This is a genomic window from Reella acinonychis (genome assembly GCF_052384575.1).
Lineage (GTDB): Bacteria > Pseudomonadota > Gammaproteobacteria > Enterobacterales > Pasteurellaceae > JBQSUQ01.
Genome location: NZ_JBQSUQ010000001.1, coordinates 21,281 through 34,515, shown reverse-complemented (window position 1 = coordinate 34,515; position 13,235 = coordinate 21,281). Strand labels below are relative to the sequence as shown.

Annotated in this window: 10 protein-coding genes and 1 tRNA gene; 7 read left to right on the top strand and 4 right to left on the bottom strand. The window is 38.7% G+C overall.

Annotation, left to right across the window (positions count from 1 at the left end; genetic code table 11):
- Positions 1-134: 134 nt before the first annotated feature.
- Positions 135-1,610 (top strand): ribonuclease G, encoded by a 1,476-nt coding sequence (gene rng / locus ACT2CV_RS00165; protein ID WP_464973930.1) that lies wholly within the window; start codon positions 135-137, stop codon positions 1,608-1,610.
- A gap of 99 nt (positions 1,611-1,709) precedes the next feature.
- Positions 1,710-3,158 carry a metalloprotease TldD gene (gene tldD / locus ACT2CV_RS00160; RefSeq protein WP_464973931.1) on the top strand — a complete coding sequence of 483 codons (1,449 nt, stop codon included), beginning with the start codon at positions 1,710-1,712 and terminating at the stop codon, positions 3,156-3,158.
- Between the two features lie 42 nt (positions 3,159-3,200).
- On the opposite strand, the gene ACT2CV_RS00155 is transcribed toward tldD, so the two are convergent.
- Entirely contained in the window at positions 3,201-4,091 is an 891-nt protein-coding gene (locus tag ACT2CV_RS00155) for a pirin family protein (protein ID WP_464973932.1), read from the bottom strand.
- A 268-nt stretch (positions 4,092-4,359) separates the two neighbouring features.
- Between ACT2CV_RS00155 and ACT2CV_RS00150 the strand changes: the two genes are divergently transcribed.
- The gene (locus ACT2CV_RS00150) at positions 4,360-5,562 is read left to right on the top strand and encodes an aspartate aminotransferase family protein (RefSeq protein ID WP_464973933.1); all 1,203 of its coding nucleotides are present in this window, start codon (positions 4,360-4,362) and stop codon (positions 5,560-5,562) included.
- Positions 5,563-5,605: 43 nt separating this feature from the next.
- Here ACT2CV_RS00150 and ACT2CV_RS00145 read toward each other — a convergent pair.
- Positions 5,606-5,682: transfer RNA gene (locus ACT2CV_RS00145), tRNA-Met, on the bottom strand.
- A gap of 169 nt (positions 5,683-5,851) precedes the next feature.
- Here ACT2CV_RS00145 and mltA point away from each other — a divergent pair.
- The 4 genes from mltA to rlmKL all read left to right on the top strand — a co-directional run bounded on the left by mltA (position 5,852) and on the right by rlmKL (position 11,163).
- Positions 5,852-6,964 carry a murein transglycosylase A gene (gene mltA / locus ACT2CV_RS00140; RefSeq protein WP_464973934.1) on the top strand — a complete coding sequence of 371 codons (1,113 nt, stop codon included), beginning with the start codon at positions 5,852-5,854 and terminating at the stop codon, positions 6,962-6,964.
- A 44-nt stretch (positions 6,965-7,008) separates the two neighbouring features.
- Positions 7,009-7,770, top strand: a complete 762-nt coding sequence (tcdA, locus tag ACT2CV_RS00135; protein WP_464973935.1) for a tRNA cyclic N6-threonylcarbamoyladenosine(37) synthase TcdA — start codon at positions 7,009-7,011, stop codon at positions 7,768-7,770.
- A gap of 90 nt (positions 7,771-7,860) precedes the next feature.
- Positions 7,861-8,859, top strand: a complete 999-nt coding sequence (znuA, locus tag ACT2CV_RS00130) for a zinc ABC transporter substrate-binding protein ZnuA (RefSeq protein ID WP_464973936.1) — start codon at positions 7,861-7,863, stop codon at positions 8,857-8,859.
- Positions 8,860-9,009: 150 nt separating this feature from the next.
- The gene (rlmKL, locus tag ACT2CV_RS00125) at positions 9,010-11,163 is read left to right on the top strand and encodes a bifunctional 23S rRNA (guanine(2069)-N(7))-methyltransferase RlmK/23S rRNA (guanine(2445)-N(2))-methyltransferase RlmL (RefSeq protein ID WP_464973937.1); all 2,154 of its coding nucleotides are present in this window, start codon (positions 9,010-9,012) and stop codon (positions 11,161-11,163) included.
- Between the two features lie 59 nt (positions 11,164-11,222).
- Here the strand turns inward: rlmKL and adk are convergent, their stop codons facing one another.
- Both adk and ACT2CV_RS00115 read right to left on the bottom strand, forming a co-directional pair.
- Positions 11,223-11,867, bottom strand: a complete 645-nt coding sequence (gene adk / locus ACT2CV_RS00120; RefSeq protein WP_464973938.1) for an adenylate kinase — start codon at positions 11,865-11,867, stop codon at positions 11,223-11,225.
- Between the two features lie 84 nt (positions 11,868-11,951).
- Positions 11,952-13,229, bottom strand: a complete 1,278-nt coding sequence (locus ACT2CV_RS00115) for an AmpG family muropeptide MFS transporter (protein ID WP_464973939.1) — start codon at positions 13,227-13,229, stop codon at positions 11,952-11,954.
- Positions 13,230-13,235 lie beyond the last annotated feature (6 nt).

Sequence of the window (13,235 nt, the reverse complement as noted above, 5' to 3'; positions counted from 1 at the left end):
ACTACACAGTAACAAATAAAAAATATAAGAAATTTGAGGAAACGCACATTTTACATTATTTGTGCTTGTTTTTCTATTTTGCTTTTAGTTATCCTATGCATAAATTGAATTTAACTAAAAATTTGGGTGTTTTAATGAATTCTGTCGAATTGTTAGTCAATGTTACTCCTAACGAAACGCGGATTGCCTTAATTAGCATGGGCGTGCTCAAAGAAGTTCATATTGAGCGTCAAGCGAAACGAGGCATTGTGGGGAATATTTATAAAGGACGCGTTACTCGCGTTTTACCTGGTATGCAGTCTGCATTTGTGGATATTGGGTTAGAAAAAGCCGCTTTTTTGCACGCTTCGGATATTGTGTCGCACACAGAATGTGTGGATGAAAACGAGAAAAAGAAATTTATTGTCAAAGATATTGGTCAATTAGTTCATGAAGGTCAGGATATTGTTGTACAGGTAGTGAAAGATCCCCTTGGTACTAAAGGTGCACGTTTAACAACAGATATTACTTTGCCTTCACGTTATCTCGTATTTATGCCTGAAAATAGTCATGTGGGTGTTTCACAACGTATTGAAAGTGAAGAAGAACGTATTCGTTTGAAAAACTTGGTAGAGCCTTATTGTGATGAATTAGGTGGCTATATTATTCGTACCGCATCAGAAGGCGTTTCTGAAGAAGAATTAAAACAAGATGCCGATTTTCTAAAACGTGTATGGCGTAAAGTAATGGAACGTAAAGGAAAATATCCTACGCGTTCAATGATTTATGGCGAACTTGCGTTAACACAACGTATTTTACGCGACTTTATAGGTCAGGGCATTGAGAGAATTCATATTGACTCCAAGCTTTGTTTTGCTCAAGTAAAAGAATTTACGGAAGAATTTATCCCTGAATTAACGGATAAATTAGAAGTGTATTCGGGTAATCAGCCTTTATTTGATGTGTACGGTGTAGAAGCTGCCATTAATACGGCTTTAGATAAGCGGGTCAATCTAAAATCTGGTGGCTATCTTATTATTGAACAGACAGAAGCCATGACCACCATTGATATTAATACTGGCGCATTTGTCGGCAGTCGTAATTTGGAAGAAACTATTTTCAATACCAATATTGAAGCCACTCGAGCCATCGCACAACAGCTTCAATTGCGGAATTTGGGCGGTATTATTATTATTGATTTTATTGATATGCAATCTGAAGAACATCGACAACGTGTATTGCAATCTTTAGAAGAAGCGCTAGCGAAAGATCCAGTGAAAACCAATGTTAATGGGTTCACTCAATTAGGTTTAGTGGAAATGACGCGCAAGCGTACGCGCGAGAGTTTGGAGCATGTGCTTTGTGGCGAATGCCCTGCTTGTAAAGGAAGTGGCTATTTAAAAACCGTTGAAACGGTCTGCTATGAAATTATGCGTGAAATTATTCGGGTTCATCATTTATTTTCCAGTGAACAATTTACGGTTTATGCTTCGCCAGCGGTTGCTGATTATTTGATCAAGGAAGAAAGCCATGGTTTGCTAGCAGAAATTGAGGTCTTTATTGGTAAAAAAGTACAGGTTCGTCCTGAAGCATTTTATAATCAGGACCAATTCGATGTGGTTGTGATGTAGCCTTATACATTTAGCCATTTAAACTGCGGTGGATTTTAACAAAGTTTTAAAACTGTGCTAAAATCCACCGCACTTTTTTATGAATACAATGAGAATTATATGTTAAATCAGGTTCAGGCAAGTTTACTGACACAAAGCAATCTTTCATTAAATGATTTGCCCAATATTTTTGACTTAATGTCGCACCGTCAAATTGATTATGCGGATTTATACTTTCAATTAAGCCAAGATGAAAACTGGGTACTAGAAGATGGCATTATCAAAGAAGGCGGTTTTCATATTGATCGAGGCGTGGGCGTACGTGCGATCAGTGGTGAGAAAACAGGGTTTGCTTATTCGGATCAAATTAATTTAGCTAATTTGCAACAATGTGCTAATGCAGTAAAAGGTATTGCAGCAGCAAGCCAAGGCAATATCATTAAACCACTCACTTTTAATGAAGTGAATGCCATTCAGCGTTATGGGGCGATTAATCCATTAAATACGTTAACAAAAGAACAAAAAATTGAGTTATTGCATTTAGTGGATCGTACTGCACGAGCTGAAAGCCCTTATGTCACCAAAGTAACCGCAAATTTGACCGCACTTTATGAAGAAATGTTGGTTGCTGCAACAGATGGTACATTAGCGGCAGATATTCGCCCTTTAATTCGTTTATCTATTTCTGTTATGGTGGAAAAAGAGGGTAAACGTGAGCGAGGCAGTGCAGGTGTTGGCGCGAGAGTCGGATTAGATTGGTTCTTTGAACCCTATATGGGCGAGCAACGCGCGATTTATTTTGCTAAAGAAGCCGTACGTCAAGCCTTAGTGAATTTAGAAGCCGTTGCAGCACCTGCAGGTTTAATGCCAGTGGTGTTAGGTGCCGGTTGGCCGGGCGTGTTATTACACGAAGCTGTCGGTCATGGTTTAGAAGGTGATTTTAATCGTAAAGAAAGTTCTTTATTTACGGGGAAAATTGGCGAATTAGTCACATCGCCACTTTGTACAATTGTGGATGACGGTACCTTACCTAACCGTCGAGGTTCATTGACTGTTGATGATGAAGGCGTGCCTGGTCAATATAATGTCTTGATTAAAGAAGGCATTTTGCAAGGTTATATGCAAGATAAAATGAATGCGCGTTTAATGGGCGTTGCACCAACGGGAAATGGTCGCCGCGAATCCTATGCGCATTTACCAATGCCTCGAATGACAAATACTTATATGTTGGCAGGGCAGAGTAAATTTGAGGATCTAATTGCTTCTGTCGAACAAGGCATTTTTGCACCGCACTTTGGTGGTGGGCAAGTGGATATTACATCGGGTAAATTCACCTTCTCTATGTCAGAAGCCTATTTAATTGAAAAAGGCAAAATTACCAAACCAATCAAAGGCGCAACCATGATTGGACATGGCATTGAAGTTATGCAACAAATTTCTATGGTGGCAGACAACATGGAAATTGATCATGGCATTGGTGTTTGTGGTAAAGATGGTCAAAGTGTGCCTGTTGGTGTGGGACAACCCGCTTGTAAAATCGAGAAAATTACCGTCGGTGGTACTAATTAAATTGAGAGGAAAGCCCAGCATTTAGCTGGGCTTTTGTTTGGTTTAGCTTTGATGAGCATTACTATGTTCGATTTTGCCGAAAGTGCCCATTTGCACATCTTTGATAGCTTGTAAGATTTCCTCTTTACTATTCATCACAAATGGCCCATAACCTACCACAGGTTCATTTAATGGTTCTCCAGTTAAAATCAATAATTTAGATTCATTGTTGCTTTCTATTTGCACATCTGCACCGCCTTTTTCAAAGGTAACTAATTCACCACGATGAGCAATTTCATTACCATTAAATTGCACTGTACCTTCCAATACCAACACAATTAGGTTATGGCTTTCAGGTACTGCGAAAGTATGGCTTTTACCTGCATTCATACGAACATCCCACATATTAATTGGGCTGAAAGTACTTGCTGGACCGATAGCGCCTTCTAATTCACCTGTGATAATACGGGCGGTTCCTGCGGAATCAGCTAATTCAAGCACTGGAATATTTTCTGATTTAATAGCCTGATATTTTGGCGTTGTCATTTTGTGGGCTTTAGGCAAGTTCACCCAAAGTTGTACCATCTCGAACATCCCCCCTTGTTGAGAGAAATTTTCCGAATGGAATTCTTCATGCATTAAACCAGAACCAGCGGTCATCCATTGTACATCTCCAGTGCCGATAATACCGCCGCCACCGTAAGAGTCAGCATGTGCTACTTCGCCTTGATAAGCAATAGTAACGGTTTCAAATCCACGATGTGGATGTTCACCAACACCACGAAAATCAGATTTTCGTCCACCATCAAAATAGCGTGGTGGGTTGTAATCCATTAGTAGAAATGGATCAAGATTTTTATCTTTATCTCCATAACTGAACATAGATTGAACATGGAAACCATTACCGACCCAATGTTTCGGTGGCGCATTATGAATATTTGCTACTTTTTTCATTTTTAAATCCTTTGTTAATTGTGAAACATAACTGCTTTATTTTGTTATGGTCTCATTATACTTTTTTCTATTCATTGATAAATCCCGTTCATGTTGAATGATTTTCTATTCTGGGTTGATAATTTTATGAGCTTATTTGTGCAATGTAATAGATGAAGAACGAAAAGCGCGGTGGATTTTTAGCAAGTTTTGGTTTTTTATTTACTTAAAATGAATTCTTATGCATAATCATTGAATGATTAATCAATAAATTCATAAGGAACGCAATATGGCAAGCTATACTCGCCAACACTTTGAGCAAGTGATGATCCAAAATTATAACCCTGCTCATTTTATCCCAGTAAAAGGCAAAGGAAGCAGAGTGTGGGATCAAGATAATAAAGAATATATTGATTTTACCAGTGGTATTGCGGTGAATTCATTAGGACATTGCCCTGATGAGATTGTGTCGGTATTAAAAACACAAGGCGAAAAATTATGGCATTCAAGCAACTGGTTTACTAGCGAACCTACATTGGCATTGGCATCAAAGTTGGTTGAGCATACTTTTGCTGAGCGTGTTATGTTCGCTAATTCAGGTGCTGAAGCGAATGAGGCGGCGTTGAAATTAGCTCGTCGTTACGCAGTGGATCATTATGGTTATCAAAAATCCACGATTATTTCCTTTAAACAAAGTTTCCATGGTCGCACCTTTTTTACTGTGAGTGTTGCTGGTCAACCTAAATATTCAGACGGATTTGGACCAAAACCTGCGGATATTATTCATGTAGAGTTTAACGATTTAGACGGTGTGAAATCAGTCATTAGCGACCATACTTGTGCGATTATCGTTGAACCAATTCAAGGCGAAAGTGGCATTATCCCTGCGACAAAAGACTTCTTACAAGGGTTAAGAGAACTTTGCGATCAACATCAAGCATTGCTGATTTTTGATGAGGTACAAACGGGCGTTGGGCGTACTGGTGCATTATATGCTTATCAAAAATATGGTGTGGTGCCAGATATTTTAACGACTGCCAAAGCATTAGGAAATGGCTTTCCAATCAGTGCCATGCTGACAACAACAGAAATTGCCAAAAGTTTTGCCCCTGGTGTGCATGGCACGACTTTTGGGGGAAATCCTTTGGCTTGCGCTGTTGCTGAGAAAGTTATTGATATCATTGCGGATCCAAAATTCTTATCAGAAATTGACCGCACTTCTGCTTTCTTCAAAGCCGAATTAGTCAAATTAAATGAAAAATTTGCACTATTTAATGAAATTCGTGGCGAAGGTTTATTGATTGGCGCGGAATTGGTGGAAAAATATCGTGGTAAATCGGCGGAGTTTGTTAAAGTAGCTGCGGAGAATGGTTTAATGATTTTAGTCGCAGGACCAAATGTATTGCGTTTTGCTCCCGCATTAAATATTTCTCAGCAAGAGATTAGGGAAGGAATGGAAAAATTATCCGCTACTTTACAGGCGTTCGTATAAAAACAAAAGGCGTTAATCATTGATTAACGCCTTTTTTAAATTCTGGTTGCGGGGGCCGGATTTGAACCGACGGCCTTCGGGTTATGAGCCCGACGAGCTACCAAGCTGCTCCACCCCGCGTCTGATTTGGCGTAATATACTCGTTTAAAAATTTAATGCAACAAAAAATTATGTTGAGGCTTTTTGTTTGCCTTAAAAATAAACGAAAAGCTTAAAAAATAGTAGGGGACAGGGCGAAAGTTTGATAGGATAGCCAATTCATTTTTAAGTTTATCAATTTGGGCATTTTATGAAATTTTTTAATAAAAAAACGGCATTGAGAATCGGTGTAACGATGTTAAGTGCGGTTTTATTAGCCGCTTGTTCTTCGTCTCCATCACAGAAAACAAGAAAGACGAATGTTGGGAATGGCGATTTACAACAATTTGGTGCGAAATATCAAGGACGCACTTATAGTAGTGCGCCTTTTACTTCAGTTGCTCGTGTGGAAAATAATAGTGCGGTGATAAATCAAGGCGATTTTCTAACTCAGCTTTCTAATGTACGCAACTATTCAAGTCGTATTACCGCAAATTTTGCTCAGAATTACAGTAAAATTCAGCAATGGGTTATTTCAGGTGCCAATGTGAATGAGCTTGCTCAATTTGGTATTCGACCGCAAATTATGTCAGGGGAAGATGGCTACCAAAATGTGTTAATGACAGGTTATTATTCACCTGTGATTCATGCACGCCGTTCTCCACAAGGGCAATATGTGAATCCAATTTATGCTATGCCAAAACATAAGCGTTTTACACGCTCACAAATTTATGCCGGCGCTTTGGAAGGAAAAGGGCTTGAGTTAGCTTATACAGATTCCATGTTAGAGAATTTCTTATTAGGTGTTCAGGGCAGTGGATATGTGGATTTTGGTGATGGCAATTTAAATTATTTTGCTTATGCAGGACAAAATGGTTTCCCTTACACAGCGGTAGGTCGTTTGTTGGTTGAAGATGGAGAAATTCCGAAAGAGAAAATGTCCATTCAAGCCATTCGTGACTGGGGAGAACGCAATCCATCACGCTTACAATCTTTATTAGAACGCAACCAATCCTATGTTTTCTTTAAAAATGATCCAACAGGTAAAGTGAAAGGGGCGGCTGGTGTGCCTTTAGTAACCATGGCCTCTGTTGCTTCAGATCGTAATTTAGTGCCAATGGGGTCTGTATTATTAGTAGAAGTTCCGCAAATGGATAATGCAGGTAATTGGACAGGAGAGCATAAACTACATTTAATGGTTGCTTTAGATGTAGGCGGCGCAGTAAAAGGACACCATTTTGACTTATATCGTGGAATTGGTGACCAAGCAGGACATATTTCAGGTTTATCCAAACATTATGGCCGCGTTTGGATTTTAAGATAACAGAATAAGCACGAGTTTTCTCGTGCTCATTTTTTATAACGATTATGCAACGAATAGATAATTATGAACAACGCTTCGGCGGCATTGGACGTTTATATACGCCACAAGGTTTAATGAAATTACGCCAATCGCATATTTGCGTCATAGGTATTGGTGGCGTGGGTTCTTGGGTGGTGGAAGCGCTCGCCCGTTCTGGTATTGGCAAGATTACCATGATTGATATGGATGATATTTGTGTCACCAATATTAACCGTCAAATTCATGCGCTGAGTGGCAATATTGGCAAATTAAAAACCGAAGCGATGAAAGAGCGTGTTAATCTGATTAATCCTGAATGTGAAGTACAGATTATTGATGACTTCCTTTCTAGTGAAAATTTAACGAGTTATCTCAATCAGCAATATGATTATGTGATTGACGCCATTGATTCGGTGAAAACAAAAGCGGCTTTAATTGCTTATTGTAAACGGAATAAAATCAAAATAATCACTATTGGTGGTGCGGGTGGGCAAACCGATCCTACTCAGATTCAGATTGCTGATTTAAGTAAAACAATTCAAGATCCGCTAGCTGCAAAAGTGCGGTCAATTTTACGCAAAGAATATCATTTTAGCCAAAATCCTAAGCGTAAATTTGGTATTGACTGCGTATTCTCAACACAACCGTTGATTTTTCCTCAGATGAGTGAGAATTGTGAAATCTCTGCCACTATGAACTGCAGTAATGGTTTTGGTGCTGCAACTATGATTACTGCGACATTTGGCTTCTTTGCGGTTTCCAGAGTGATAGATAAATTATTGCGCTAGGCTCTTATTTTTTATCAAAAAAAAAGATGGCTTTTTATAAAGGATCGGAGTAAGCTAACCGCACTTTATTTTATCTATAAGGAAAATATTATGTCTAAATTGAACAAAGTTGCTGCAGCAGTAGCATTATTTACCTTATCTGCAACTGCACAAGCGAGCATTGTGACTTCTGTTAAACCATTAGGTTTTATTGCTTCTTCCATCGCTGATGGTGTTACTGATACTAAAATCATCGTGCCAGCAGGCGCTTCACCACATGATTATCATTTAAAACTTTCTGATGTGGAAAAAATTCAATCAGCAGATTTATTATTATGGATTGGCAAAGATGTAGATGGTTTCTTAAGTAAAAGTGTTGAAAAAGTCGCGCCAAATAAACGTGTTACCATTGCTGAGATTGAAGGCGTAACTGAGTTATTATCTAAGTCAGAACACCATCATCACGATGATGAAGATGATCACGAACATGATGACCATGAACATCATGAGCACAAACACGAGCATGATGACCACAAACATGAACATCATGGGCACCACCATCATGGCCATCATCATGAAGTAGATGAAAATGGTTTAACGGTAAACTGGCATGTTTGGTATTCACCTGAAATTAGCCAATTAGTTGCTAAACAACTAGCAAATAAATTAGTGGAAATCTACCCAGAGCAAAAAGCGAAAATTGAACAAAACTACGCGGATTTTAACCGCACTTTAGCTGAAAAAAGCAGCAAAATTAAAGCTGAACTTGAAGCAGTAAAAGGTAAAGGTTTCTACGTGTTCCATGATGCTTATGGTTATTTCAATGATGCCTATGATTTAAAACAGGCTGGCGCATTTACTATTAATCCATTAGTGGCTCCGGGTGCGAAAACTTTAGCAAAAATCAAAGAAGAAATTGAAGAACATAAAGTGGCTTGTTTATTTGCTGAACCGCAATTTACACCAAAAGTGATTGATACCTTAAGCAAAGGAACTGGCGTTAAAGTTGGTCGTTTAGACCCAATGGGTGACAGTATTTCATTAGGTAAAAATGCTTATACCAATTTCTTACAATTTACAGCAGATAGCTACAAAGATTGTTTGAAATAATATTCATCTTTGCGAACAAGGGACATGGTTACTATGTCCCTTTTTCTTTATCTATACCAAGGAATTATTGCAAACAGCGTTTATGCAACAAGAACAGCGTAATCTATGCTATAATCGCGCAAATTTTCCTTATCATAGAGAATCTACTCAATGAAACAACTTTTTGCCACAACTGCTCGTGGTTTTGAAGAATTATTAAAAGTCGAACTAATAGATCTTGGTGCTAAAGATTGTCAAATTAGTCAAGGTGGTGTGCATTTTTATGCAGACGATGAAACCTTATATCGCACCTTACTGTGGTCGCGTTTAGCCTCTCGCATTTTGTTGCCCTTAATTAATACCAAAATTTATAGCGATTTAGATTTGTATTCTGCAGTGGTTAGCTATCAATGGTTAGCGCATTTTGATGAGCGCGTTCACTTTATGGTGGATTTTAATGGAACAAATGCAGATATTCGTCATACCCAATTTGGTGCGATGCGTGTGAAAGACGGGATTGTGGATTATTTTGAACGCAATGGTAAAGCGCGCCCAAATGTTGATAAGGATAATCCTGATATTCGTATTCATGCTTATTTAAATCGTGAACAACTGGTGATTTCCCTGGATTTAAGCGGTGATGCATTACATATGCGTGGTTATCGCGAAGATACTGGTGCAGCACCCTTAAGAGAAACTTTAGCAGCGGCAATTGTCTTGCGTTCAGGATGGCAACAAGGTACGGTATTAGTTGATCCTATGTGTGGTTCTGGGACCTTGTTAATTGAAGCAGCACAAATGCAAGCGAAAATTGCACCGCAGTTATATCGTATGCATTGGGGATTTGATTTATGGCAAGGGCATAATCAAGCAGCTTGGGATAAAGTCAAACAGGAAGCAATAGAACTAGCAGAACAGCAAACGAATCAACAAATTCAAAAAAATTTCTTTGGTTTTGATTTAGATCATCGAGTGTTGCAAAAAGCCAAACAAAATGCCAAGAATGCTGGAGTGGCACATTTAATTCAATGGCAGCAACAGGATGTGGCGGCATTAAAAAATCCTAGTCCAGAACAACAAGGCACTTTAATTTGTAACCCGCCTTATGGTGAACGATTAGGCACAACGCCAGCGTTAATTGCATTGTATTCAGTGTTAGGTCAACGATTAAAAATGGAATTTTCCGATTGGAATGTGTCTATTTTTAGTGGCGAGCCAGCGTTATTGGATTGTTTGCGATTACGTTCCCATCGTCAATTTAAAGCGAAAAATGGTCCGCTTGATTGTGTGCAGAAGAATTATCACATCTCGTCTCGCTCTGCTCAGCAAACTTCAGCGCAAGGTGCGGTGCAAAATACGGTAGAATTTGACCGCACTTTAATGGTGGCAACCGATTTTGCTAACCGCTTACAAAAAAATATCAAGAAAATTGAAAAATGGGCGAAGCAGCAAGGGTTGGACGCTTATCGTTTATATGATGCTGATTTACCTGATTATAATTTAGCGGTGGATCGTTATGGCGATCACATCGTGGTGCAAGAGTATGCAGCACCGAAAAATATTGATGAGAATAAAACGCGCCAACGTTTATTGGACGCGGTAACAGCAACATTACAAGTAACGGGTGTTGAAACGAATAAGCTTGTTTTAAAAGTGCGCCAAAAACAAAAAGGCACCAATCAATATGAAAAATTAGCCAACAAAGGCGATTATTTCTACGTCAATGAATATGGTGCGAAATTGTGGGTGAATTTAACGGATTATTTGGATACAGGATTATTTTTAGATCACCGCATTACGCGTAAAATGGTCGGCGAAATGGCAAAAGGAAAAGATTTCCTTAATTTATTTGCTTATACGGGTTCTGCAACTGTTCATGCTGCATTAGGTGGCGCAAAATCAACCACGACTGTTGATATGTCTAACACCTATTTAAACTGGGCGGAACAAAATTTATTGTTAAATGATATTGAAGGCAAGCAACATAAATTGATACAAGCAGATTGTTTGCAATGGTTAGCCAAATGTGATCGTCAATTTGATTTGATTTTTGTTGATCCGCCAACGTTTTCTAATTCTAAACGAATGGAAGACAGCTGGGATGTACAACGCGATCATATTCAATTAATGAAGCAATTAAAACGCATTTTACGTGCAAATGGCACTATTGTTTTTTCAAACAATAAACGTGGATTTAAAATGAATTTTGATGGTTTAGCTGAATTAGGATTGCATGCGGTGGAAATTTCAGCGCAAACCTTGCCACTCGATTTTGAACGTAATAAACAAATTCATAACTGTTGGCTTGTAACGCATCAATCTTGAGTTTGCTGAGCAATAAAAAAGTGCGGTGGAATTCACCGCACTTTTTGTTTGAGAGAGAATTAAGATAAGATTTTGTCTAATTCTTTGCTAACATCTTCCACTTTTTGTGTACCGTCTAAGCGGAAATATTGTGTGTTGCCTGCTTTCGCTTCAGCTTGGTAGTAATCTACTAATGGTTTTGTTGTGTTGTGATACACTTTTAAACGATCTAATACGGTTTCTGGTTTATCATCCGCACGAATAATTAAATCTTCGCCTGTTACATCGTCTTTGCCTTCCACTTTTGGTGGGTTGTAAATGATGTGGTAAGAACGACCTGAAGCTTGGTGTACACGACGACCTGACATGCGTTCTACAATCACTTCATCTGGCACATCGAATTCTAAAACATAATCAATTTTAATGCCGACATTTTTTAATGCGTCTGCTTGTGGAATGGTGCGAGGGAAACCGTCTAATAAGAAACCTTTTGCACAATCTTCTTGTGATACACGATCTTTTACTAATGCAATAATTAAATCATCTGGTACTAACAGTCCTGCATCCATCAAGGTTTTTGCTTGTTTGCCTAATTCTGTTCCTGCTTTAATCGCTGCACGTAGCATATCACCTGTTGAAATTTGTGGAATAGCAAATTTATTCATAATAAATTGTGCTTGTGTTCCTTTTCCTGCACCAGGTGCCCCCAAAAGAATAATTTTCATACGAACCTCATATCAATAAACAAAGTCTGGATCATAAATAGCATAGCTTGCTAAGTCAATAAATACAGTTTGATAAATCTGATTTTATTTGTCTGTTTTCTCATTCCAAGGCGCGACCCAAAATAAGCAGATCATGCCTGGAATGGCTAAATAGAAACAAAGCCAAAAATAATCATAATAACCAAGCGCCTTAATCCAAGCCCCAGCTTGAGTATTAAAAGTGACTCTTGGCAATGCAGATAAACTGGTTAAAAGCGCTAATTGTGTAGCGGTGTAAAGTGGGTTGGTTTCCCTTGCCATAAAAGCAACAAATGCAGCAGTGCCTAATCCAACGCCAATGTATTCTGCGGCGATAACAAGGCTTAATGCGGTAATTTCATAAGTGCCAATTTGGTCAAAATGTCCATGTTTCGCTAACCAAGCAAAACCAAGAATGGTGATGATTTGCACAAAACCAAACAGCCATAGTGCTCGATTTATGCCAATGCGTAACATAATAATTCCACCAACAATACTGGCGGCGACCATTGGCCATAAGGACGCATTTTTAGCCACAATACCAATTTGTGTTTTGCTATAACCCATGTCTAAATAAAATGGTGAAATAAGCGCGGTTGCCATGCTGTCACCCAGTTTATATAAAAAGATAAATACCAGTATGCCAATCGCAGCCCAAATACCTTTACGGGTGAAGAATTCTTTGAAAGGTTCAATGACATTTTCTTTTAATGTTCGTTGCTTGCCTAATTCAATTTGCGGTTCTTTACTAAGGAATAATGTCATCAATATACCAGGCAACATGAAAAGTGCGGTGATAATAAACACTGTTTTCCAAGGTAAATAATCTGACAAAATCAGCGACAACGACCCTGGCACTAAACCTGCAATACGATAAGCATTAACATGAATGGAATTACCTAAACCCAATTCTTCATCGGATAATATTTCTCGACGATAAGCATCTAGCACAATATCCTGACTGGCGGAGAAAAAAGAACATAACGTTGCCAATCCTGCGATGAGGGTTAATCCTTGTTGTGATTGAGGTGAAATCAACCCAAAGGAAGCTAAGGAAATAATAAGTAAAACTTGTGAAATGAACATCCAACCGCGACGACGTCCTAAAAATGGCGGAATATAGCGATCTAACAACGGCGCCCAAAGAAATTTCCAAGTGAAAGGCAGCATAACTGCGGTGAAATAACCGAGAGTTTCTAAGTCAACTTTTTCAGAACGCAGCCAAACGGGGAGTAATGAGGCAATAATGTATAATGGTAGCCCCGAACTGAAACCAGTAAAGATACAAATCAGCATATTACGGCTGAAAATTTGTTTGAATAAGCTTGTTTTTGTTGACGTCATATTGGA